The sequence below is a fragment of the Actinoplanes sp. NPDC051475 genome, assembly GCF_040689425.1.
Classification (GTDB): Bacteria; Actinomycetota; Actinomycetes; order Mycobacteriales; family Micromonosporaceae; genus Actinoplanes.
Genome location: NZ_JBFAZZ010000018.1, coordinates 137,738 through 161,350 on the forward strand (window position 1 = coordinate 137,738; position 23,613 = coordinate 161,350).

22 protein-coding genes are annotated in these 23,613 nt (G+C 69.3%); 12 read left to right on the plus strand and 10 right to left on the minus strand.

All coding sequences use genetic code 11. The features are described from left to right. Positions 1–34: 34 nt before the first annotated feature. The 4 genes from AB0368_RS31440 (at position 35) to AB0368_RS31455 (ending at position 5,125) form a co-directional block, all read left to right on the plus strand. Positions 35–1,804 (plus strand): ABC transporter substrate-binding protein, encoded by a 1,770-nt coding sequence (locus AB0368_RS31440; RefSeq protein WP_366157632.1) that lies wholly within the window; start codon positions 35–37, stop codon positions 1,802–1,804. Between the two features lie 115 nt (positions 1,805–1,919). After that, the gene (locus tag AB0368_RS31445) at positions 1,920–2,921 is read left to right on the plus strand and encodes an ABC transporter permease (protein WP_366157633.1); all 1,002 of its coding nucleotides are present in this window, start codon (positions 1,920–1,922) and stop codon (positions 2,919–2,921) included. A 10-nt stretch (positions 2,922–2,931) separates the two neighbouring features. Beyond that, entirely contained in the window at positions 2,932–3,999 is a 1,068-nt protein-coding gene (locus AB0368_RS31450) for an ABC transporter ATP-binding protein (protein WP_366157634.1), read from the plus strand. A gap of 70 nt (positions 4,000–4,069) precedes the next feature. Next, positions 4,070–5,125 (plus strand): dipeptide ABC transporter ATP-binding protein, encoded by a 1,056-nt coding sequence (locus AB0368_RS31455; RefSeq protein WP_366157635.1) that lies wholly within the window; start codon positions 4,070–4,072, stop codon positions 5,123–5,125. A 133-nt stretch (positions 5,126–5,258) separates the two neighbouring features. Here AB0368_RS31455 and AB0368_RS31460 read toward each other — a convergent pair whose 3' ends face one another. From AB0368_RS31460 to AB0368_RS31480, 5 genes are all read right to left on the minus strand, one after another. Beyond that, complete coding sequence (locus tag AB0368_RS31460) at positions 5,259–6,926, minus strand: beta-N-acetylhexosaminidase (protein WP_366157636.1); 1,668 nt, start codon at positions 6,924–6,926, stop codon at positions 5,259–5,261. Positions 6,927–6,974: 48 nt separating this feature from the next. Next, positions 6,975–7,439 carry a hypothetical protein gene (locus tag AB0368_RS31465; RefSeq protein ID WP_366157659.1) on the minus strand — a complete coding sequence of 155 codons (465 nt, stop codon included), beginning with the start codon at positions 7,437–7,439 and terminating at the stop codon, positions 6,975–6,977. Next, on the minus strand, positions 7,331–7,993 hold the full coding sequence (locus AB0368_RS31470) for an HNH endonuclease family protein (protein WP_366157660.1): 663 nt from the start codon (positions 7,991–7,993) through the stop codon (positions 7,331–7,333). The genes AB0368_RS31465 and AB0368_RS31470 overlap by 109 nt, the downstream gene beginning before the upstream one ends. A gap of 236 nt (positions 7,994–8,229) precedes the next feature. Then, positions 8,230–9,969 (minus strand): 2-isopropylmalate synthase, encoded by a 1,740-nt coding sequence (leuA, locus tag AB0368_RS31475; protein WP_366157637.1) that lies wholly within the window; start codon positions 9,967–9,969, stop codon positions 8,230–8,232. A gap of 207 nt (positions 9,970–10,176) precedes the next feature. Further along, positions 10,177–10,998: a hypothetical protein gene (locus AB0368_RS31480; protein WP_366157638.1), complete on the minus strand. Its 822-nt coding sequence runs from the start codon at positions 10,996–10,998 to the stop codon at positions 10,177–10,179. A 214-nt stretch (positions 10,999–11,212) separates the two neighbouring features. Between AB0368_RS31480 and AB0368_RS31485 the strand changes: the two genes are divergently transcribed. The 3 genes from AB0368_RS31485 to AB0368_RS31495 all read left to right on the plus strand — a co-directional run bounded on the left by AB0368_RS31485 (position 11,213) and on the right by AB0368_RS31495 (position 14,811). Continuing rightward, positions 11,213–12,478, plus strand: coding sequence for an aspartate kinase (locus AB0368_RS31485; protein WP_366157639.1), 1,266 nt, complete (start codon positions 11,213–11,215; stop codon positions 12,476–12,478). 8 nt (positions 12,479–12,486) lie between these two features. Continuing rightward, positions 12,487–13,551, plus strand: a complete 1,065-nt coding sequence (locus tag AB0368_RS31490) for an aspartate-semialdehyde dehydrogenase (protein ID WP_366157640.1) — start codon at positions 12,487–12,489, stop codon at positions 13,549–13,551. 171 nt (positions 13,552–13,722) lie between these two features. Then, the gene (locus tag AB0368_RS31495) at positions 13,723–14,811 is read left to right on the plus strand and encodes a glycoside hydrolase family 19 protein (RefSeq protein ID WP_366157641.1); all 1,089 of its coding nucleotides are present in this window, start codon (positions 13,723–13,725) and stop codon (positions 14,809–14,811) included. 60 nt (positions 14,812–14,871) lie between these two features. Here the strand turns inward: AB0368_RS31495 and AB0368_RS31500 are convergent, their stop codons facing one another. After that, positions 14,872–15,156 carry a hypothetical protein gene (locus AB0368_RS31500; protein ID WP_366157642.1) on the minus strand — a complete coding sequence of 95 codons (285 nt, stop codon included), beginning with the start codon at positions 15,154–15,156 and terminating at the stop codon, positions 14,872–14,874. A gap of 155 nt (positions 15,157–15,311) precedes the next feature. Here AB0368_RS31500 and pyrE point away from each other — a divergent pair, with 155 nt between their 5' ends. Then, complete coding sequence (gene pyrE, locus AB0368_RS31505) at positions 15,312–15,836, plus strand: orotate phosphoribosyltransferase (RefSeq protein WP_366157643.1); 525 nt, start codon at positions 15,312–15,314, stop codon at positions 15,834–15,836. On the opposite strand, the gene cutA is transcribed toward pyrE, so the two are convergent. After that, the gene (gene cutA / locus AB0368_RS31510) at positions 15,833–16,159 is read right to left on the minus strand and encodes a divalent-cation tolerance protein CutA (RefSeq protein WP_366157644.1); all 327 of its coding nucleotides are present in this window, start codon (positions 16,157–16,159) and stop codon (positions 15,833–15,835) included. The two genes, pyrE and cutA, sit on opposite strands and share 4 nt — an antisense overlap. Further along, positions 16,156–16,548, minus strand: coding sequence for a MerR family transcriptional regulator (locus tag AB0368_RS31515; protein WP_366157645.1), 393 nt, complete (start codon positions 16,546–16,548; stop codon positions 16,156–16,158). Before AB0368_RS31515 ends, cutA begins: the two co-directional genes overlap by 4 nt. A 59-nt stretch (positions 16,549–16,607) precedes the next feature. On the opposite strand from AB0368_RS31515, the gene AB0368_RS31520 reads away from it, so the two are divergent. After that, positions 16,608–17,306: an SDR family oxidoreductase gene (locus AB0368_RS31520; protein WP_366157646.1), complete on the plus strand. Its 699-nt coding sequence runs from the start codon at positions 16,608–16,610 to the stop codon at positions 17,304–17,306. A 7-nt stretch (positions 17,307–17,313) separates the two neighbouring features. On the opposite strand, the gene fxsT is transcribed toward AB0368_RS31520, so the two are convergent. Next, positions 17,314–19,773, minus strand: coding sequence for an FxSxx-COOH system tetratricopeptide repeat protein (gene fxsT, locus AB0368_RS31525; protein ID WP_366157647.1), 2,460 nt, complete (start codon positions 19,771–19,773; stop codon positions 17,314–17,316). 347 nt (positions 19,774–20,120) lie between these two features. Here fxsT and AB0368_RS31530 point away from each other — a divergent pair, with 347 nt between their 5' ends. Beyond that, positions 20,121–20,615: a pyridoxamine 5'-phosphate oxidase family protein gene (locus AB0368_RS31530; RefSeq protein ID WP_366157648.1), complete on the plus strand. Its 495-nt coding sequence runs from the start codon at positions 20,121–20,123 to the stop codon at positions 20,613–20,615. An 85-nt stretch (positions 20,616–20,700) separates the two neighbouring features. Here AB0368_RS31530 and AB0368_RS31535 read toward each other — a convergent pair whose 3' ends face one another. Further along, the gene (locus AB0368_RS31535; RefSeq protein ID WP_366157649.1) at positions 20,701–21,624 is read right to left on the minus strand and encodes a phosphotransferase; all 924 of its coding nucleotides are present in this window, start codon (positions 21,622–21,624) and stop codon (positions 20,701–20,703) included. Between the two features lie 491 nt (positions 21,625–22,115). Here AB0368_RS31535 and AB0368_RS31540 point away from each other — a divergent pair, with 491 nt between their 5' ends. Beyond that, positions 22,116–22,553: a chemotaxis protein CheW gene (locus AB0368_RS31540; RefSeq protein WP_366157650.1), complete on the plus strand. Its 438-nt coding sequence runs from the start codon at positions 22,116–22,118 to the stop codon at positions 22,551–22,553. A gap of 218 nt (positions 22,554–22,771) precedes the next feature. Then, positions 22,772–23,410 (plus strand): hemolysin III family protein, encoded by a 639-nt coding sequence (locus AB0368_RS31545; protein ID WP_366157661.1) that lies wholly within the window; start codon positions 22,772–22,774, stop codon positions 23,408–23,410. The last annotated feature ends 203 nt before the right edge of the window (positions 23,411–23,613 follow it).

Sequence of the window (23,613 nt, forward strand, 5' to 3'; positions counted from 1 at the left end):
CCGCTGGTTCCGTTTCAAGGAGGTAGGAGAACAGGTGGTCAGCAAGACGAGGGTGGTGGCGGCCGCAGGGGTCGCCGTCGCGTTGGGCTTCACCGCCGCGTGCGGTGGCGGTTCCAGCAGCGACAAGGGGAGCACCAGCTCCGGCAAGAGCGAGTACAACGCCGCGATCACCTCTGTGGTCAACCCGGGCGACAAGAAGGGCGGCACGCTCAACCTGTGGACCGCCCAGGACGCCGACTTCTGGGACCCGGTACGCGGCTACTACGCGTTCGTGTGGAACATGAACCGGCTGTACACCCGCAAGCTGGTGGACTACTCCGCGGCGCCCGGCAAGGAGGGCCTGAAGCTGGCCCCCGACCTGGCGCAGTCGGAGCCGGAGATCAGCGCGGACAAGAAGACGTACACCTTCAAGCTGAAGTCGGGCATCAAGTTCGACGACGGCAGCCCGATCACCTCCAAGGACATCAAGTACGGCGTCGAGCGCGTCTTCGCGCAGGACGTCCTGCCGGGTGGCCCGACGTACATGATCGAGCAGCTCGACCAGGGCCAGAAGTACCCCGGCCCGTACAAGGACACCGACCCGAACAAGCTGGGCCTGAAGTCGGTCGAGACGCCGGACGACTCGACCATCATCTTCAAGCTGGCCAAGCCGTTCGCGGACTTCCCGTACCTGCTCGCCATGCCGGGCTCCGGCCCGGTGCCGCAGAAGCGGGACACCGGCGCGCAGTACACCTCCAAGCCCGCCGCCTCCGGCCCGTACATGATGTCGGAGTACCAGCCGGGCAAGATCGTCAAGTTCGTGCGTAACCCCAACTGGGACCCGAGCACGGACACGATCCGCAAGGCGCTGCCGGACGCGATCAACGTGACGATCACGACCAACGCCGACGACATGGACTCACGCCTGGTCGCCGGCACGGCGGACCTCGACATCGGCCAGACGGGTGTGCAGGCCAAGGCCCGCGCCGAGATCCTGCAGGACCCGAAGAAGAAGGCCAACTCGGATGCCCCGGCCACCGGCTTCATCCGGTACGCCGCGATGTCCACCAAGGTCGCGCCGTTCGACAACGTCGACTGCCGCAAGGCCGTCATCTACGCGTCGGACCCGACCGCGCTCCAGACCGCCCGTGGCGGCCCGGTGGCCGGTGGCGACATCGGCACGAACATGCTGCCCCCGAACATCGGTGGCTCGGACCCGGCGTACGACCCGTACGGCCGCGCCCAGGGCAAGCCGCAGGTCGACAAGGCCAAGGCCGCCCTCGCGGCGTGTGGCAAGCCGAGCGGCTTCAACACGATCATCGCCGTCCGCAACAACAAGCCGGCCGAGGTCAAGACCGCCGAGGCGCTGCAGGCGTCGCTGGCCACCATCGGCGTCAAGGCCACCATCGACCAGTACGACGGCGCCCAGGTGTCGTCGGTCGTCGGTGCGCCGGACAACGTCCACAAGAAGGGCTACGGCATCATGATCGCCGGCTGGGGCGCCGACTGGCCGTCCGGCACCGGCTACCTGCAGGCCCTCGTGGACAGCCGCTTCATCCAGAAGAACGGCAACTACAACCTGGCCGAGGTCGCGGATCCCGCGATCGACGGGCTGTTCGACCAGGCCTCGCAGGAGACCGACCTGACCAAGGCGCAGGACCTCTACAAGCAGGTCAACACCAAGGTCATGGAAGGCGCGTACTACCTGCCGTTCGTGTTCGACAAGGCGCTCAACTACCGCAACCCGCGGCTGACGAACGTCTACATTCACGACGCGTTCGGCATGGTCGACTTCCAGGCCGTCGGCGTCAGCGACGGCAAGTAACAACTCCCGCCCGACCAAGTAACGGGTAGATCGAAGGGCAGGTGAAGGCCGCCCACGGTGGGCGGGCGTCGGTTCCGCGAGGAATCGGCGCCCGCCCGCTGTTCGGCCGAACGTCGTGCTGGCTTACCTCATCAGGCGGATCGTCAACGCCGTGATCACCCTGCTGGTGGTCACGCTCGTGACCTTCGGCATCTTCTTCATGGTTCCGAAGGTCACCGGCAGTGACCCGGCGCTGCTCTACATCGGCAAGACCGCCGACGCCGTGGCGCTGGAGGGCATCCGGACGAAGCTCGGGCTCGACGACCCGATCATGGTCCAGTACGGCAAGTTCCTGAAGGGCCTCGCGGTCGGCCGCGACTACGTCAGCGGCAACGACGTGACGCACTGCGACGCGCCCTGCCTCGGCTACTCGTTCAAGACCGAGCAGGAAGTCACCCCACTGCTCATCAGCGACATCCCGGTGACGTTGTCACTGGCGATCGGCGCTGCCGTGCTCTGGGTTCTCATCGGCGTGGGCACGGGTGTGCTCTCCGCCCTGCGAAGAGGCAGCTTCCTCGACAGAATGGCGATGACCGGCGCATTGGCCGGGGTCTCGCTGCCGATCTACTTCACCGGTCAGCTGGCACTGCTGATCTTCGTCTACTGGCTGGAGTGGCTTCCACCCTCCGCGTACACGCCCTTCTTCGAGGATCCGGTGGCCTGGTTCACCGGCCTCATCCTGCCCTGGGTGACGCTGGCCTTCCTCTTCGCCGCGACGTACGCCCGGCTCACCCGGGCGAACATGCTGGAGACGCTCGGCGAGGACTACATCCGGACGGCGCGCTCCAAGGGCCTGCCGGAACGTACGGTCATCGGCAAGCACGCCCTGCGCTCCGGCCTGACCCCCCTGATCACGATCTTCGGCCTCGACTTCGGTGCCCTGCTCGCCGGCGCGATCCTCACCGAGCAGGTCTTCAACCTGCGCGGCCTCGGCTACCAGGCACTCACGGCGATCCGGCAGAACGACCTCCCCGTGATCCTCGGGGTGACGCTGCTGGCCGCGATCTTCATCGTGATCATCAACCTCATCGTCGACCTGCTCTACAGCGTGATCGACCCGCGCGTACGGCTGGGCTGAGGAGAGAACCATGTCGACAGACTCCCTCGCGGGCCTCACGCTGCCGGGCGACCGCAGCACCCGACCATTCCTCGAGGTCAAGGACCTCACCGTCCGCTTCGAGACGGACGACGGCGTCGTCCAGGCGGTCAGCTCCTCGTCCTTCGCGGTCGAGCGCGGCCAGACCCTCGGCATCGTCGGCGAGTCCGGCTCCGGCAAGAGCGTCACCTCGCTCGCCGTGCTGGGCCTGCACCGGACGCGCAGCAACGCCAAGGTCTCCGGCCAGATCTGGCTGGACGACGAGGAGCTGGTCACCGCCGGCGACGAGCAGGTGCGCAAGCTCCGTGGCGGCAAGATGGCCATGATCTTCCAAGACCCCCTGAGCGCGATGCACCCGTTCTACACGGTGGGTGCGCAGATCGTGGAGGCGTACCGGGTGCACCACCCGAAGGCGTCCAAGAAGGAGGCCCGGGAGCGCGCGATCGACATGCTGGCCCGGGTCGGCATCCCGCAGCCCGAGCGGCGCTTCAACGAGTACGGCCACCAGTTCTCCGGCGGTATGCGCCAGCGCGCGATGATCGCGATGGCGCTGGTCAACAACCCGCAACTGCTGATCGCGGACGAGCCCACCACGGCGCTCGACGTGACCGTGCAGGCGCAGATCCTGGACCTGATCCGGGACCTGCAGGAGGAGTTCGGCTCCGCGGTCATCATGATCACTCACGACCTCGGCGTGGTGGCGGAGCTGGCCGACGACGTCCTGGTCATGTACGGCGGCAAGATCATCGAACGCGGCCCGGCCGCCGACGTGTTCCACGAGCCGCAGCACCCGTACACCTGGGGTCTGCTGGGGTCGATGCCCCGCCTCGACCGCGAGGTGCGCGACCGGCTCACCCCGGTGAAGGGCACCCCGCCCAGCCTGATCAACCTGCCGTCCGGCTGCGCGTTCCACCCCCGCTGCCCGTACGCGGGCCGCAACGGTGACCGGTCCTTCACCGACGTCCCGGAGCTGCGTGGAGGAGTGCACGCGGTGGCGTGCCACCTGCCGGCCGAGGACCGCCGGACGATCTTCGAGCAGGAAGTCGCTCCGAACCTGTGAGCGGGAGTGAGGAGAAGGACGGTCATGACCGACTGCACCGGAGCGAGGAACGAGTGAAGGGCCAGGAGGCATGACGAACGCAGCTCAGCGTGACGAGAACCTGCTCGAGGTCAGCGGCCTGGAGATGCACTTCCCGATCACCAAGGGCCTGCTCCGGCGCAAGGTCGGCGCGGTGCGGGCGGTCGACGGCATCGACGTGGCGGTCAAGGCCGGCGAGACGCTCGGCCTGGTCGGCGAGTCCGGCTGCGGCAAGTCCACCACCGGCCGCCTGATGACCCGGATCCTCGAGCCGACCGGCGGCAAGGTGGTCTTCGAGGGCCGCGACGTCTCCCACGTCGGCCAGTCCGGCCTGCGCCCGCTCCGCCGCGACGTCCAGATGATCTTCCAGGACCCGTACTCGTCGCTGAACCCGCGGCACACCGTCGGTTCGATCATCTCGGCCCCGCTGCAGATCCAGAACATGCCGACGCCGAACGGCCTCAAGAGCGCGGTGCAGGACCTGCTCAAGCTGGTCGGCCTGAACCCCGAGCACTACAACCGCTACCCGCACGAGTTCTCGGGCGGCCAGCGGCAGCGCATCGGCATCGCCCGCGCCCTCGCGCTGCGGCCGAAGCTGATCGTCGCGGACGAGCCGGTCTCGGCCCTCGACGTGTCGATCCAGGCCCAGGTCGTCAACCTCCTGGACGACCTCCAGCGGGAGTTCGACCTGACGTACGTGTTCATCGCGCACGACCTGTCGGTGGTCCGCCACATCTCGGACCGGGTCGCGGTCATGTACCTGGGCAAGATCGTCGAGATCGCCGACCGGAACGAGCTCTACAGCAGCCCGCGGCACCCGTACACGGTGGCGCTGATGTCGGCCGTCCCGGTGCCCGACCCGGCACGCCGCGACCGGGCCCAGCGCGAGCGGGTCCTGCTCACCGGCGACGTCCCGAGCCCGATCAACCCGCCGTCGGGCTGCCGCTTCCGGACCCGCTGCTGGAAGGCTCAGGACATCTGCGCGACCGAGGAACCGCCGCTGGTCGCGCGCCTCGACGACCCGGCCTCGCACCGGACCGCCTGCCACTTCCCGATCGTCGAGGACGAGGCCGTCGAGGGGCGCCGGCCCGCGGGGGCATCAGCTTAAAGATCAAGAGCTTCATGTCGTAGCTCGGTGGGTGGTGCGGACCGCAACTCCCGTCGAGGCCGGGCCCGGAGATCCAATCGCCTAGCGGCTCATGGGCGGATCCCCGGGCCCTTCATTCTGCGTAAGTGGTCGTTCAACCCCAATTGATCTGCGGCGACGGATAAAAGTTGACGCCTTGGAGGGTCCATCGCGGACCGTAGGAGCCGAGGCGGGTCGAGAACGACTCCCAGTCGTGCGTCGACGCCGGTGACCAGCCCAGCTCCGCGATCGCCGGCAGGCGCGGGAACGCCATGAACTCGATGTCGTCGAGGGTGCGCAGGGTCTCCGACCACAGCGGCGCCTCGACCCCCAGCACCGCGCTCTCGCCCACGCCGGTCACCCGGGTGGCCGGATCCCAGCCGTACGCCGTCCGCACCTCGATGTAGCCCGCCCACGACTGGCCCAGTGGGGTGTGCCGGTCGTACTTCATGTCGAGGTATGCCTGGTTGGCCGGGGACATCACCACTTTGGTGCCGCGCGTGACGGCCGCCGCCACGGTCGCATTGGTCGTGGCGGTGTCCCAGTACTGGGCGACAGCCGTGGTCGACGCCGGCGACTTGGCGATCTCGTTCCAGCCGTACGCGGTCTTGCCGTACTTCGCGACCAGCGGCAGCACCCGCTGCTCGAAGGCCAGGTAGTCGGCCTCCGGCGTGGCATGCGCCTCGTCGCCGCCGATGTGGATGTACGGCCCCGGCGTCATCGCGGCCAGCTCGCGGATCACGTCCTCGACGAAGCGGTACGTCGTCTCCGACCCGATGCACAGCGAGCTGTACCCGACCTCGGTGTCCGTACGCGGCGGAGGTGCCACCCCGTCACAGGTCAGCTCCGGGTACGCCACCTGAGCCGCGTTCACGTGACCCGGCATGTCGATCTCCGGCACGATCGTCACGTACCGTCTGGCCGCGTACCCGACGATCTCCCGGTATTGGCTCTTCGTGAGGAAGCCGGGACCCTCGCCGTCGACGCCGGTGCCCGGACCGCCGCTGACCGTGGTGAGCTTCGGCCAGCTGTCGATCTGGATGCGCCACCCCTGATCGTCGGAGAGATGCAGGTGCAGGTAGTTGACCTTGAACCGGCTGATCTCGTCGATGTAGCTCTTGATCTCGTCTGGCGTATGGAAATGCCGCGCCTCGTCGAGCATCGCGCCGCGATAGGCGAACCGCGGATAGTCAAGGATGCTGCCGCCCGCGACCGTCCAGGGGCGACGGACCGGTGTCGGCGAGTCGATCTCCTGGGGCAGCAGCTGCAGCAGCGTACGGGTGCCGGCGAAGAGGCCGGCCGGCTTGTTCGCCCGGATCGTGACCCGGTCGGCGGCGACGGTCAGCCGGTACCCCTCCGTCCCGAGCCGGCCGTCGCCGGCGCCGAGCAGCAGCGACACCACCGGCAGCCGCGGCGGCGCGACCGGCAGCACGGGGAGCCGGAAGCCGGTCGCTGGGCGCAGGTCCCGGGCCAGCTGCTCGCCGACCGCGCGGGCGGCGGGGGAGCCGGGCTGAGTGCGGATCACGGTCAGCGGCCCGAGCCGGAACGTCCTCCCGGCGGCCGGCGTGACCTGCACCGGAGCGGGAATGACGGCGGTCAGGGCCGGGGTGGCGCTCGGCCGGGATCCGACGGCCGGTGAGTTCGCCGCCGAGTGAACGGCCGCGGGGCCGCTCGCAGTGATGGCGCCGTTTGCGGTGATGGAGGCCGCCGAGGCGGGTGCGGCTATGAGGGGCAGGCCGAGCGCTGCCGCGGACAGCAGGCGGAAGATCGGGGGTTGGGCCATGGCCCGACGCTACAAAGAACGCGGTCTATCTGTAAAGCATCCTCATTGTCATCCCTCGGGACGGTTGAGAATCCCCACGACGACCGTGTGCACCGCCTCCAGATCGGCCGGATCCTTGAGAGCGGCCTTGGCTCCGGTGACCGCGTACCACTCGTCGGCGTCCTTGTACTGGGCCCGGACGACGACCTGGCCGCTGGAGAGCTCGGTGCGCAGGGTGAGATCGCCGGTGATGACGCCGACCTCGTCGGTCATCACCCCGCCCTGACCGGCCGTGATGTCCGTGGTCCTGCTCTCCGCGCCGGCGAGAGTCGCCGCACCGGCGCCGGCCGGAGATTCGGCGCCGGCCGGGGTTGCGGACGAGGCGGCGGTTGCGGGCGCGGCGGTGTCGGGGGTGGCCGGGTCGGTCATCGGCAGTTCTCCAGCATGTCGGCGAGCGCGGATTTCTCGGCGGAGGTCACAGTCAGCTTCCACCGGGTCTTCACTGCTACCCAGTCCTCGGCGTACTGGCACCAGGAACCGGTTCGCTCGGGCTTCCAGGTCGACGGGTCCTGATCTCCCTTTGACCGGTTGGCCGCCGCCGAAACCGCCACCAGCTGCGGGTCGTCCAGGTCGTTCGCGAAGTCCTCGCGCTTGTCCGTGGTCCACGCGCTCGCACCCGAGCGCCAGGCGTTGGCGAGCGGCACCATGTGGTCGATGTCGACCTTCGCCGGGTCGGTGAGCTTGTCGCCGTCGTACGCGCTGGTCCACGTACCCGCGACGACGTTGCATCCGGAGACCTTGACCTTCGTGCCGTCGCGCTTGAGGACGGTGTCGCGGACGTCGCAGTTGTCTCCGGTGCTGCGCCAGTGCGGGAACTTGTCACGGCTGTAGCCGCGCATGGATCCGGCCTTGGCGACGGTCAGCTTGGCGAGCTGCTTCCGGGCTTCGTCACCGTTGCGGGTCGAGCTGGTGCCGCCGGACTTGGAGCCGGGGTCCGTGACGGTCACCTCGCAGCCGGCGAGGGTGAGAGAGACGAGCAGGGCGGCGGCGAGGCGCAGGGTCCATCGAGGAGCGGGGCGTGGGGGCACGAAACCAGCGTATGCGGCGTACGCCCGTTTGGCGCCGCTCGTCATCCGTGCCGGATACGTTCCGCGCGCCGCCCGGGTGTCACCGGGCGGCGCACGAAGCCGTTCTGCGTCCCGCGCACCGCCGGACATTCACCCGGCGGGGGCGCGAGTCGCTGTCGGGCGCTTGCGACTCTTGTGGAGGGCACGCCGACGGACGCCGTCGGCTCGTGGCCGGCGGCGGTCCTCAGTTCGGAAGGTCAGCGGGCGCGGTTGACGGCGCTCGTCACGGCCTTGATCGACGCGGTGACGATGTTCGCGTCGAGGCCGACGCCCCACACCGTGCGGTCGTTGATCTCGCACTCCACATAGGCCGCCGCCTGCGCGTCCTCGCCCGAGGTCAGGGCGTGCTCGGCGTAGTCCAGCACCCGGACCTTGATCGCGAGCGGCTCCAGCGCCTGCACGTACGCGTCGATCGGGCCGTTGCCCAGGCCGATCAGCGGCCGGCGGGTGCCGCGGTGCCGGATCTCCGCGTCGATCTCGACCTTGCCGTCCACCGTGGCCGTCGAGTAGCGCTCGAGCTCGATCACGCCGAACTGCTGGTGGTCCACCAGGTACTCGCTCGCGAAGATGTCCCACATCTGCTGCGGGCCGACCTCGCCGCCCTCCTCGTCGGTGACGTGCTGCACCACGCCGGAGAACTCGATCTGCAGCCGGCGCGGCAGGTCGAGCTTGTGCTCCTCCTTCATGATGTACGCCACGCCGCCCTTGCCGGACTGCGAGTTGACCCGGATGACCGCCTCGTACGTGCGGCCCACGTCCTTCGGGTCGATCGGCAGGTACGGCACGCCCCAGGTGAACCGGTCCACCTCGACGCCGGCGTCCGACGCGTCGTCCTGCAGGGCGCTCAGGCCCTTCTTGATCGCGTCCTGGTGCGAGCCCGAGAACGCGGTGTAGACCAGGTCGCCCACGTACGGGTGGCGCTCGTGCACCGGCAGCTGGTTGCAGTACTCGACCGCGCGCTTCACCTCGTCGATGTCCGAGAAGTCGATCATCGGGTCGATGCCCTGGGAGAACAGGTTCAGGCCCAGCGTGACCAGGTCGACGTTGCCCGTACGCTCGCCATTGCCGAACAGGCAGCCCTCGACGCGGTCGGCGCCCGCCAGCACACCCAGCTCGGCGGCGGCCACGGCGGTGCCACGGTCGTTGTGCGGGTGCAGGCTCAGGATGATGCTCTCGCGGCGGGGCAGGTGGCGGTGCATCCACTCGATGCTGTCCGCGTACACGTTGGGGGTGGCCATCTCGACCGTCGCCGGCAGATTGATGATCAGCGGGCGGTCCGGGGTGGGGTCGATCACGTCGATGACGGCCGAGCAGATCTCCAGGGCGTAGTCGAGCTCGGTGCCCGTGTAGGACTCCGGCGAGTACTCGTAGAAGATCTCCGTGTCGGGGGTGTGGATCTCCGCGTACTTCTGGCAGAGCCGCGCCCCGGTCGTGGCGATGTCGGTGATGCCCGCCTTGTCCAGGCCGAAGACGACGCGGCGCTGCAGCGTCGAGGTCGAGTTGTAGAAGTGGACGATCGCGCGCTTGGCGCCGCGGATCGACTCGAAGGTGCGGTCGATCAGGTGCTCCCGGCACTGGACGAGCACCTGGATGGTCACGTCGTCCGGGATCAGGTCCTGCTCGATGAGCTGGCGGACGAAGTCGAAGTCGGTCTGGCTGGCGGCCGGGAAGCCGACCTCGATCTCCTTGTAACCCATCGCGACGAGCAGGCTGAACATGCGCCGCTTGCGCTCGGGGGACATCGGGTCGATCAGGGCCTGGTTGCCGTCGCGCAGGTCGACCGCGCACCACCGCGGGGCGGCCTCGACGCGCTGGGACGGCCACCGGCGGTCGGGGAGGTCGATGGCGAACTGCTGCTGGTAAGGGGTGTACCGCTGGAACGGCATCCGGCTGGGACGTTGCCGGGCGATGGGATCAACGGTTACGTCGCTGGACATGCGAGCTCCTACAGGAGGTTGGTCAGTTCACGAGGACCGACCGGCGCGCGTCAACTCCGCGACGAGGTGCCGGCCTCGGATGGGGCCTCGTCGCGGCAGCGAAGAAGGAGCGCATGCCACATGTCGAACGTCACCCTACGTGATCAACCTGGCCGTCGCTAACTGTACGCCCGGATCGTGGGAAACCGCAGCGTCCGGCGGCCGGCTTCACGCGGACGGGGACGGCCGGCCGGAAGCCGGGGTGGCGGGTGTGGACGCCGTCGTCGTCGGGGGTGTGGTCGGCGGCGGTGCGTCCATGCCCATCGGGTCGCCGCCGACCACCGGGCCCGGCAGGTCCACGGACGGGGGCGGTGCTGCGGCCGTACCCGAGATCGTGATCGTCCCGAAGGTCACCCGCGCCGCCGTGAGCAGGCCGTCGTCGGCATAGCAGTAGATGCCCACGTCAACCGGCGCGGACAGCGAAGCGGAGATCGTGTCGACCGAGTAGCAGCTGCCGGTCGAGCCGGGAAGCGGCTGCGCGGCGGTCACCGACAACGCCGCCTGGCGATCCGTGAAGACGGGCAGCCACTGGCGGAAGACGCGCTGGACCCTGGGGTCGTACCTCCTCGGTACGCGCTTGCCGCGATCGGCCACCCGCACGCAGGAGGGCGTCACCGGGTTGGTCGCCGACGGGATCGCGCACTGGAACACGCCCGCCTCGGTCTCGGCGATCGACACGTTCGTCGTGCCGCCCAGGGCGCCGCCGGGGACGTCCACCCGCCAGCTTCCGTCCGCGGCGACCGTCGCCATGATCGAGCGTTGCGCCCGGCCCGGGACGTCGAGGGTGTAGAGCGCCGCGAAACGGTGGTCCTGGGCCAGCGCGGCCCGAGCGGCCAGCTCGATGCGTGCGTCCTCGGCCTCGGGCGCCGCGCTGGGCTCCGGGCTCGCCGGTCCCTTCGCCGGGGCCGCATCACCGCAGGCGGAGACGCCGGCGGCGAGCAGGACGGCGGCCAGCGCGGGCAGAACACGCGAGGCGGGGCGGGAGCGCATTGAGACATTCTCGCCTCTCTTCGCCCGTACGGGTCGTTGCGCCGAGCGGAACCCTTTTCCGGCGTGTCGCGAAGTCCGCTCGGCCGGATTCTGGGATCGCATGTCAGCGACCGGGACATGCGCCGCTAGGGTGGTCACCGATTGACTCGACCGACGCCGCCGGCCGGAACGCCGGCGGCGTCGGCACGTGCGGCGTTGGAAGGAGTCGGCTGCCGTGGCCCTGGTGGTGCAGAAGTACGGCGGTTCGTCCGTGGCCGATGCCGAGCGCATCAAGCGCGTGGCGGAGCGGATCGTGGCGGCCCGCAAGGCGGGGGACGACGTGGTGGTCGTGGTGTCGGCGATGGGCGACACCACCGACAACCTCCTCGACCTCGCCAATCAGGTGAGCCCGCTGCCACCCGGCCGCGAGCTCGACATGCTGCTGACGGCGGGTGAGCGCATCTCGATGGCCCTGCTCGCGATGGCGATCCACAACCTCGGCTACGAGGCCCGGTCGTACACCGGCTCGCAGGCGGGCGTGATCACCACGTCGGTGCACGGCAAGGCCCGGATCATCGACGTGACCCCCGGCCGGCTGCGGACCGCCCTCGACGAGGGTGCGATCGCGATCGTCGCCGGATTCCAGGGCGTCTCGCAGGACACCAAGGACATCACGACGCTGGGTCGCGGCGGTTCGGACACCACGGCCGTCGCCCTCGCCGCGGCGCTGCGCGCCGACGTCTGCGAGATCTACACCGACGTCGACGGTGTCTTCACCGCCGACCCGCGAATCGTCTCCAACGCGCGCCACATCAAGCAGATCACCTACGAGGAGATGCTCGAGCTGGCCGCCGGCGGGGCGAAGGTGCTGATGTTGCGATGCGTGGAGTACGCCCGCAGATTCGGTGTGCCGATCCACGTACGCTCGTCGTACTCGAACAAGCAGGGCACTCTCGTCAAGGGATCGATGGAGGACCCGAACGTGGAACAAGCGCTGATCACCGGGGTCGCCCACGACCGGAGCGAAGCCAAGATCACGATCGTCGGCGTGCCCGACGAGCCCGGTGCGGCCGGCCGCATCTTCGAGACGGTCGCCCAGGCCGAGATCAACATCGACATGATCGTGCAGAACGTGTCGACCGAGGGCACCGGCCGCACCGACATCTCGTTCACGCTGCCGAAGGCCGACGGCCCCACCGCGATGGCGGCGCTGGACAAGATCAAGGAGCAGATCAAGTTCAAGAGCCTGCTCTTCGACGACCACGTGGGCAAGGTGTCGCTGATCGGCGCCGGCATGCGCTCGCACCCGGGCGTCGCGGCGCAGTTCTTCGCCTGCATCGGCGAGGCCGGCGTCAACATCGAGATGATCTCGACCTCGGAGATCCGCGTCTCGGTGGTCTGCCGCGACAGCGACCTCGACACCGCCGTACGCGCCGTCCACGACACGTTCGAGCTCGGCGGTAACGAGACGGCCGTCGTCTACGCGGGCACCGGCCGGTAACGCGACGGATGGGGTCGCCGCAGCCCACCCTCGCCGTCGTCGGAGCCACCGGCTCCGTCGGCACGGTGATGCGTGAGCTGCTCACCTCCCGCCGCAACGTCTGGGGCGAGATCCGCCTGATCGCGTCGGCCCGCTCGGCCGGCAAGGAGCTGTCCTGCCGCGGCGAGCAGCTCACCGTCCAGGAACTCACCCCGGAGGTCTTCGACGGCGTCGACGTCGCGATGTTCGACGTCCCCGACCACGTCTCCCTCGAATGGGCGCCGGTCGCCGTCGCCCGCGGCGCGACGGTGGTCGACAACTCGTCGGCGTACCGCATGGAACCGGACGTGCCCCTGGTCGTCCCCGAGGTCAACAAGGAAGACCTCGGCCATCGCCCCCGCGGCATCGTGGCCAACGCCAACTGCACGACGATGGCCATGATCATGGCGATCGCCCCGCTGCACCGCGAGTACGGCCTGCGCGAACTCGTCCTCGCGTCGTACCAGGCCGTCTCCGGCGCGGGCCAGATCGGCGTCGACACCCTGCACGACCAGCTCAGCAAGGTGGCCGGCGACCGCGCCCTCGGCTCCCGCCCGGGCAACGTCCGCCAGGCGGTCGGCGACGACCTCGGCCCCTTCCCGGCCCCGCTCGCCCTCAACGTGGTCCCGTGGTCCGGCGACCTGGCCCCGGACGGCTGGTCCTCCGAGGAGCTGAAACTCCGCAACGAGTCCCGCAAGATCCTGGCGCTGCCGGCCCTGAAGGTCTCGGCCACCTGCGTCCGCGTACCGGTGGTGACCGGCCACTCGATCGCGGTCCACGCGGTCTTCGGCTCGGAACTCGACGCCGAGGGCGCCCGCCAGGTCCTCCGCAACGCCCCGGGCGTCATCCTCGTCGACGATCCGGAGGCCGGCGAATTCCCGATGCCGATCGACGCGGTCGGCACCGACCCGTCCTGGGTTGGCCGCATCCGCCGCGCGATCGACGACCCTCGAGCGCTGGACCTCTTCATCACGGGCGACAACATGCGCAAAGGCGCGGCGCTGAACACGGTCCAGATCGCCGAACTGCTGGCCGCGGAGATCGCCAAGGGCTGACGCCCGCTTGGTGCAGGACACGCTCCCCAGTGGAGTATGCCAGGTCGGTCCGGCAGGTCACGGCTTGGTTCACGGAATCTTTGAAGTTTCTTTAGAGATATTGACGGGATCACCGGACATCTAGTTAGGTCGATGTCAATCCCCTCATCCCCCGATGCGGAACGGTGAACCATGCCCAGAAAACGGCTCATGGCGATCATGGCGACGATCGGCGTCGCCATCGTCGGTGCGGTTGCCGCAGTCATCCCCATGACGGCCTCCAACGCGGCGGAGGCGTGCGCTGCGGCGTACAACAACAGTGCGGTCTACACCGGTGGCGCGAAGGTGTCGTACAGCAGCCACAACTGGACCGCCAAGTGGTGGACCCAGTACGAGGCGCCCAGCACCGGTGGCTCCGGCGTCTGGCAGGACAACGGCGCGTGCGGTGGCGGCGGTGACGGTGGCGGCGGTGGCACGGGTTGCGACTACCCGAACTGGGCGGCGGGCACCTTCTACCCGGCCGGCTCGATCGTGAAATACACCGACGGCAATTACTACCGTGCCAAGAACGAGAACCCGGGCTACGACCCGGTCATCAGCACTTGGTACTGGGAGCCGTACACGTGCGGCGGCGAAACCCCCCAGCCTCCCGGAGGCGACGGCGGCTTCCCGGTCAGCGAGTCCCAGTTCAACCAGATGTTCCCGAGCCGGATCTCCTTCTACTCGTACGCCGGCCTGATCGACGCGGTGAAGAAGTACCCGGCATTCGCCACCACGGGCAGCGACACGGTGAAGAAGCAGGAGGCCGCGGCGTTCCTCGCGAACGTCAACCATGAGTCCGGTGGGCTGGTCTACGTCGAGGAGATCAACCAGGCGAACTGGCCGCTCTACTGCGATCAGAGTCAGCCGTACGGGTGCCCGGCGGGCCAGTCGGCGTACCACGGCCGCGGGCCGATCCAGTTGAGCTGGAACTTCAACTACAAGGCGGCCGGTGACGCGCTCGGCATCGACCTGCTCAACAACCCGGACCGGGTCAAGAACGAGACGTCGGTCGCCTATCAGACCGCCGTCTGGTACTGGATGACCCAGCGTGGGCCCGGCACGATGACCCCGCACGACGCCATGGTCAACAGCCGCGGCTTCGGTGAGACGATCCGCAGCATCAACGGCTCGCTCGAGTGCAACGGCGGCAACCCCGCGCAGGTGCAGAGCCGGGTGGACGCGTACAACCGGTTCACCGCCATCCTGGGCGTCAGCCCCGGAGGAAACCTTTACTGCTGAGCGAAAAACATGACGGGGGTACGGCCGCTCCGGCCGTACCCCCGTCGGTTTTCGGTGTTCTCAGAGCGCGAGCTGCGGACGGGCCGGAATGCCGACGATCACCGGCGCCGCCTGCTGGGGCACGGTCGGGTGCGGGATGAGCATCGACTCCACGGCGGGCGCGATCGAGCGGCGCTCGCCGAGCTGCATCAGGCGGGCGGCGCGCGCCAGCGAACCGGTCTCGCCGTCGCGGAAGCCCTCGCGATAACCCTTCTCGTAGCGTTCGCCGCGACCGAGAGCGCGGCCGATGGCGAAGCACGACGAACCGGCGAGAGCGATCAGGAAGAGCAGCGCGAAGGGTGTCACGACAAGCCTTTCAAAGGGTCGACGTTCATTACCCGCAAAATAGTCGAATCTAGACAAACCTCTACCCAGTCGTTCGAGCAATTACGCGTACGGGTGAAACGCGCCTGGCCACCCGCCCGGCCGGACCGGGCGGCGAGGTGAAAGGCTATGTCCTCGTGACTGACTCTGACCTTGCGCGGCAGGTCCGCGACGTGAGCCGACTGACCGGGGAGTTCGTGCTGCGCTCCGGCCGGACCGCCACCGAATACTTCGACAAGTACCAGTTCGAGTCGGATCCGGTGCTGCTCGACCGGCTGGCCGAACAGATGGCCGTGCTCATCCCCGAGGGCACCGAGGTGCTGGCCGGCCTCGAGATGGGCGGCATCGCCGTGGTGACCGCGCTCGGCCGGCACGCCAAGCTGCCCTGCGCCTTCGTGCGCAAGCAGGCCAAGGCGTACGGTACGGCCCGGCTGGCGGAGGGCGCCGAGGTCGCCGGCCGCCGCGTGCTGGTCGTGGAGGACGTGGTCACGTCCGGCGGCCAGGTCGTCATCTCGACGACCGACCTGCGCAAGCTGGGCGCACACGTCGACCACGCGCTCTGCGTGATCGACCGCCAGGAGGGCGGTGCCGAGGCGCTGTCCGCGGAGGGGATCCAGCTGCGTGCGCTGCTGACCCGCGCGGACCTCGAGGCCGCGGCCTAACTGCGGGTTTCCGCGAGAACCCAATTCAGGTACGCCGGGTTCCCGGCCAGGATCGGCAGGGCGAAGACGCACGGTACGTCGTACGGGTGCTCGGCATCGGCCCGGGCGACGATCTCCGGTACGAGCGAGGCGCGGGTGTGCAGAGCGACCCGCGCCTCAGGATCGTCGTGCACGGCGCCCTCCCACCGGTAGATCGACCGGATCGCGGTGACCTGCTGCCCGCACGCGGCGAGCCGGTCCTCGACCAGGCGCCGCGTGAAGCCGGCCAGCCATTCCGCGTCGGCAGCCGTGATCACCACCTCGCAGATCTCGTCGCCCTTCAAGCGGACACCGCCTCCATCAGGGGCTCTTCCACCACGGTCATGCAGCCGTCGTGGCTGCTCGAGCAGGCGATCACGGCGTCGAGCCGGTCGCGGGTCAGGGTGAGCTCCGCGATCTGGGCGTCGATGCGGTCGCGCTCGGCGGCCAGCCGGGCCCGCGACTCCGGCGTGCTGACCTTCGCGTCGACGCACGGCAACAGCTCCGCGATCGTCCTGCTGGAGAGGCCGGCGGAGTAGAGCATCTGGATGAGCCGCACCCGGTCGACGGCCGGCTCCGGGTAGTGCCGCTGACCGCTGGAGCTGCGGTCGGCGCCGAGCAGTCCCTGCTCCTCGTAGTAGCGCAGCGCGCGTACGCTCACGCCCGCCTTCGTGGCGAGCTCGCCGATCCGCATGGTGACTCCCGTCGCAGCACTTGCCTCTGACGTCAACGTCAGGTTCTAGCGTAGCCCGCATGAAGATTTCCGGATCGATCGCCCTGGTCACCGGCGCCAACCGGGGCCTCGGCAAGCAGTTCGTGACCTCCCTGCTCGAGCGCGGCGCGGCCAAGGTGTACGCGACCGCCCGCCGCCCCGACCTCATCGACATCCCCGGCGTCGACACCCTGCGCCTCGACGTCACCGACCCGGCCTCGGTCGCGGCGGCGGCCTCGGCGGCACCGGACGTCACCCTGCTGATCAACAACGCGGGCATCGCGACCGGCCAGAACCTGATCACCGGCGACCTGGCGGAGATCCGCCGCGAGATGGACACCCACTACTACGGGACGCTCGCCGTGATCCGCGCCTTCGCACCGCAGCTCGCCGGGGGAGCGATCCTCAACGTCCTCTCGGCGCTCTCCTGGTTCTCGTACCCCGGTGCCAACGCGTACGCCGCGGCGAAGGCGGCGGAGTGGAGCCTGACGAACGGCGTCCGCCTGGAGCTGGCGGCCCAGGACACTCTGGTCACGGGCCTGCACCTGGGCGCGGCGGACACCGACATGTCGGCCCGCTTCGAGGGGCCCAAGATCTCCCCGGAGCAGGCCGTGACGGCGGCCCTCGACGGCCTCGAGGAGCACCGGCTGGAGGTGCTGGCGGACGACTGGAGCAGGCACGTCAAGGCGGCACTCGCGGGCGACCCGAGCGCGTTCTACGCCCCCAGCCCGGCGGCCTGACCGCGGATCACTGTGCCTGGTCGTTCCGCAGCGCGTTCGCCTCGTCCGATCGGCCCGCCGCCAGATAGGCGGCGATGAGATTGCCGAGGGAGGTCTGGGTGTCCGGGTGGTCCGGCCCCAAGACCCGCCTGCGGTCGGCCAGGGTACGGACGTTCAGCGCGATCGCCTCGTCCAGCCGATCGGCCGCCTTGTACGCACCCGCGAGGTTGTTGCACGTCACGAGGGTGTCGGGGTGGTCCGGCCCGAGCACCCGCTCCTGATCGGCGACGGTCTGGGTGTACAGGTCGATGGCCTCGTCCAGGCGGCCCATCACGTGGTACGCGTAGGCGAGGTTGTTCCGTGACGTAGAGGTCCGGGGGTGATCCGGGCCCAGCACCCGGTGGCAGTCGGCGACGTTCCTGGTGTACAGCTCGACGGCCTCGTCCAACCGGCCCAGCGCCTGGTAAGCGTTGGCGAGGTTGTTGCGCGACGTCAGAGTGCGCGGGTGGTCCGGGCCGAGCAACCGTTCGCGGTCGGCAAGGGTACGCGCATAGAGGTCGGTCGCCTCCTCCAACCGGCCCACCGCCTGGTAGGCGGCGGCGAGCTCGTTGCGCGAGTTGAGGGTGTCGGGGTGGTCCGGGCCCAGCACACGCTCGCGATCGGTGGCGGTACGGGCGTGCAGGTCGAGCGCCTCGTTGAGCCGGCCCACCGCGCGGTAGGCGGCCGCCAGGTTCAACCGGGTGGTCATCGTGGTCCGGTCCATCCCACCGAGCGTGAGTTCGCAGTCGGCGAGCAGGGCGACGCCGAACGGCAGCGCCGCGGTGTAGTTGTGGACCTCGCGTAGCCAGTAGAGCACCGACAATCGCGCGGTGAGCAGGCTCCGGTGGGTCTTCTTCGCCACCGGGTTGGTGAGCAGGGCCTCCATGTGAGCGGCGTACTCGCCGATCAGGGCACGGGCCGCCCACTGGAGACCCACCCGGTCGGCGGCCTCTCGCAGAGCGGTCGCCGCCGCGATGATCGCGGCGTCGAGGGTGCCGGTGTGCCGGGAGCGTTCCCGGACCACCCGCTGGACCAGGCGGTGCACGACGATCCGGTCGGTCTCCTCGGCCGCGACGGTCAGGGAGCGCCCGGACAGGGCCGCGACGAGGGCGTCCGCCTCGACCGGTTCGTCGTCGGCGCGTTCCCGGCCGGCGTCGTCCGTGGCGATGAGGTGGTCGAGCAGTGCGGCGTCGGCGCCGGTCGGTGCCAGGACGGCGAGCCGGTCGAGCAGCCGGCGGGCGTGCCCGTCACGGTCCACGCTGGCCAGGTCCTCGATGCTGAGGAAGACCGCTTCGGCGAGACCGTGCGGGTAAGGATCGCCGGGCGACCGCGCCAGCAGCCGGGCGGCATCGGTCTCCTGCAGCGCGACCAGATATTTTTCGTACGTGGGATAGCGACGTCCGGGTCCGATCACGGCCGCCGCCTGTGCGAGCGCCAGGGGCAGCTGACCCAACTCCTCCGCCAGCTGCGCGGCGCGATCCGGATCGTCCACCTTGGTACGCCGGCGCAGGTAGTCGACGGCCTCGCCGGGTGTGAACAGGGTGACGTCGATCAGGTCGCCGAGACCGTCCAGGTCCCGGTGGGTGGTGGTGACCACCGTCTGCGCCGATCCGAACGGCGGCGTCCAGGCGCGGATCAGGTCGGCGTCCACCGCATTGTCGTACACCAGCAGGGCGGGCCCGGATCGGGTACGCAGCCAGCGCAGCGCGGCCCGGGCGGCCTGCTGTGGATCCGTACCGGCCTGACGCACCCCGGCCACCCCGGCCAGTTCGTCGAGGGCGGCCACGATCCCGGCCTCGGTCTCCGCCGTGGCCCACACGATGATCGGCCAGCCGTGCTGGATGCGCAGCCGGGCGTACGCCGCGGCCAGCTGCGTCTTACCCACGCCTCGCTGCCCCGCCAGCGCACAGACCACCGTGGTGCCGCCGGCCCCCGCGCTCTCGACCAGGTCCTGAAGCAGGCCGGGCCGGTCCTGCCAGGCCACCGCCTGCCCGGGCGGGTCGCCCACGACGATCTGCTGTCCGGCGTCGCTCGGGCCGGGCCGTGCCGGTCGAACGGTCACCGGCGGCGCGCCGGCCAGCTCGGTCAGGCGGTGCAGGAACCGATCGTCGGGCAGGCCGCCGTCACGGGCGTCGAAGTGGTGGGTCGTGCCCAGCGCGAAGAACGCCTGGCCGGAGATGAGCACCGGCAGAACCTGCTTGCCCAGGTCACGGGCGCGCTGCAGTTCGTTGCCCACGTGCGGGGACGCCTCGGCGGCCGGGCTCATCACGACCACCACCGCCGCGCAGTCGTCGACGCGGTCCCGGATCGTCAGCTCCCAACGGTCGCCGTACGTGATGCCCTCGGTGTCCCGCCAGACCGCCAGCCCGGCCTGCTGCAGGTGCGCCGCGAGTCGGTCGACATACGCGGTGTCCTGGCGGCTGTAGCTGACGAAGATGAACCCGGCCATGGTCCATCATGGTCCGGCGCCGGGGGCATCTGTCGCCCATTCGGTGGTCGTCGTCCGTCTGCCGGTCGTGCAGTGTGGACGTCGTGACCGCAGCCGCCTCCCGATCTGGGCCGGCGGAATCCCCTGTTGGGGCTGCTGTCTACCGCGTACCTCGACCCCGAGAAGTTCACCACCGACGAATGGACGGCCCGGCCGGCGCGATCGACGTGTCCGACGTGTTCGACCTGGTCGCTCTGGGGAGCAGGACGAGGCCGACCGGCTCCGGCGCGAGATATCATCGCGGCGCTCCGCCGGGCGCCCTGCGACGGCCTGAGGATCGCCACCGGGACACAACGAGGAGGACACGGATGGAACGGCAGGAGATCGAGGATGAGCTGTCCACGACCGGCGCGCGGGAGCTGCTCGACTCCACCTCGGCCGCTCATCTCGCCTACACCGCCAAGGACGGAAAACCCCGAGTGATCCCGGTCGGGTACTTCTGGACCGGCGACGAATTCGTGATCTCCACCGCCTCTACCGCCCCGAAGGTCGCGGCGTTGTCCGCCCACCCGGACGTTGCCCTGTCCATCGACGGCGGGAACACGCCCGGCCAGGCCCGAGCCCTCTCGATCCGCGGCCAGGCAAAGATCGAGATCATCGACGGCGTGGTCCCGGAGTACCTGGCCGCCGCCCGCAAGAGCATGGACGCCGCAGCGGCGGCCGAGTTCGAACGGCAGGTCCGCGCGATGTACGGGCAGATGGCGCGCATCGCGATCGCCCCGCAGTGGGTCCGCTTCTACGACTTCGGCGCCGGCCGGTTGCCCCGATTCCTGCAGGAACTGGCCGAACGCGCCCGGCCCTGACACTCCTCGATCGAGCGGGGCTGAGGGTGCCCGATGTGCGGCCGCCGTATCTGTTTGCGCGTTCGCGCCGCGCACCCGGCGCTTGTCACCCGAGCAGCGCCTCGAGTTCGGGAAGTCGGCCGAACAGTTCGGGGAGGCCGCGCACTCCGTTGCGCACGGACTCGTGCGACAGCGCGAGGTCAGGGCCGGTGCTGGCCTCGACACCTGCGAGGCAGCGGAGGATGTTCCACCTCGTGTGCCCCAGCCAGCCGCTGATCATGAACACGAACCAGCCTGGACCCCAAGGCGGCAGCGCTCCGCCTCCTGCGACGTAGCCGTCGAGGACCGAGCGGAAGATGGCGGGCTTGACGTCGTCGAAGCCGGGTCCCTTCGCGAGGCTCAGCGCTGTCGAGCCCAGCTCGCTGGACAGGTTGAGCATCCCCGAGAGCTCCCAATCGAGCACCACCGGCCGACCCTCTCGAGCGAGGAGGTTCCACGGTTGGATGTCCTTGTGGGTCAGCACGACGGGGCCCGGTCGCTCGCAGGTGTCGACGAAGTGGGCAATCGCGAGGAACGTCTCGACCTGGGAGGTGAGTTCCTCGGCCCACGGCTGTCCGGTCGCCGTCGCCCGCTCGGCGAGTTCGGGCCAGTCCCGAGACGTCGGGTCCTCGATCGAGACGGGGGTCCACGCGACGTCGAGCGCGTGGATGCGCGCGAAAATCTCACCGATCTCGAACGCGTACGCCGGCGACACGGGTGCTTCGGGCATCTTCTCGCCCTCGACCCACCGGTGGACGAGTGTCTGGTGGCTGGCCGAGATCGGCTCCGGCATCGGGATGCCGGCGGCGAAGGCCGCCCGCTCGAACCTGAACACGTCATCGGCGCGGTAGGACCAGCGGCGATCGAGGAGGTTCAACTCCTTCACCGCGAATGACCCCTGGTCGGTGTCGAGTCGGTACATCCGGTTGGCGAACCCGCCGTGGACCCGGACCATCGGACCGATCGGCGCGCCGAGATGTGAAAGGTCCATCCCACGCAATCCAGGTTTGGTAGTTCGTCGATGCATGAGCACATCACAGCAGGCATGCGCCGACGGTTGGTGGAGGGCCTGACCGAGATGTAGCAGGCAGCCTTGGAAGCCGGCGGCAGCCGGCTGAGGAGGAAGGACTTCGCAAGACCGGCCGGGGAGAAGCGGCAGGCCCGGCTCCCGTGACCGGGCCACCGGGCCTGACCTGCACTTTCACGTGGTCGGGGTGGCCGGATTTGAACCGACGGCCTTCTTGACGACCAACACCCGCCGGCCTTGTTGTTGACAGTCAAACTGGGCTTTGACCTGCACAAACACCGCCGCCCCCGGTCACCGGCCTCCTGGGAGTCGCCACGTCGTTGTCAGTGGTTCGAGAGTGGCGCTGCCGGAGATTGATCACGCCGGATTCCTTGGATCGGGTACTCGATCTTCCGATAATCCTGGCGATCGGTCGCGGCACGTCCCCGGCGGTCATCACCCCCAGGGAGTCACACATGTCCACTCGCCAGTTCGTCACCTTCGAGGTCGCCGGCCAGTTCTTCGGCGTGGACGTGGACGCCGTGCAGGAGGTGCTGTCGTACGGCGAGTACACGCTGGTGCCGCTGGCACCGAACGCGGTCGGGGGGCTGTTCAATCTGCGCGGGCAGGTGATCGCCGCGGTGGACCTGCGTGTGCAGTTCGGGTTGCCGCGCCGGGACATGTCCGGCCTGGTGATGAACGTGATCGTGCGGTACGCCGGTGAGTCGGTGAGCCTGTTGGTGGACCGCATCGGGCAGGTCGCCGACCTGGACGTGCAGTTGTTCGAGGAGCCGCCGGCAACACTGACCGGCCCGTCACGGGCGCTGATCACCGGCGCGTACAAGACCGAAGGTCCGCTGATGCTGGTGCTGGACGTCGCCGAGTGCGTGAACACCTCCCGCGTCACGGCCTAAGACCAGGCTGCTCGGCAGGCGCGCTCGGCGCCCCTGCCTACCACCGATCCTCATTCCTGCGGGGGCGTTATCGACGAGCCACACCGGGTAGCCACGGTGACGTGAGTACGGACCGTGGCCGGCGAACAGAAGCCGACAACCGGCCGGACACCGGCCTGGATGCCGGTCTGCATCGGCTGGAGGACCGGGTCGAGCACGGCCTGGACCATCTCAACTCCATGATCAAACCCCGGCTTCGAGGGTGGCTGCACGCCGCCACCCTTCCTGTCGCCGTCGCGGCCGGCGGGCTCTTGACCGTACTGTCACCGAATGCCCGTTCCCGGCTGGCCTTAGCGCTGTTCACGCTGTCGGCGACGCTGCTGTTCGGCATCAGCGCGCTCTATCACCGCGGCGACTGGGCCGAACGCGCCGAGAAGGTGCTGCGGCGCTTCGACCACGCCAACATCTTCCTGATCATCGCCGGCACCTACACACCCTTCTGCGTACTCGTGCTGCCACCCGGGCAGGCCCGAACGTTGCTGTGGATCGTGTGGTGCGGCGCGGTCGGTGGCATCGCGTTCCGGGTGCTGTGGATCGGCGCCCCCCGCTGGCTGTACGTGCCGGTGTACATCGCCCTGGGATGGGTCGCCGTGATCTACCTCCCCCAATTCTGGCGGACCGGCGGCGCGCCAGTCGTCACGTTCCTGTTTCTCGGCGGCGCGCTCTACACCGTCGGCGCCGTGGTCTACGGCCTCCAACGGCCCAACCCCAACCCGCGCTGGTTCGGCTTCCACGAGGTCTTCCACGCCCTGACCATCGCAGCCTTCACCGCCCACTGCATCGGCATCACCCTCGCCCTTCGCACCGCCACCGCCTGAACACCCCACCCGCCGGTCAAGGCCAGAACCCGCATCACCACATCTTGCTCACGACCGCGCCGGCGTCGAACCTCGCCCCCCGCAGATAGGGGGTAGTGCCGGGCGGGCCTGTGGATTGCTCCTCTGTCAAGCGACGGCTGGTTGGCGGCCGTTGACGTCGGTGCGAAGCGCTTGGTAGACGACGTCGGAGAGGCGTCGTTTCA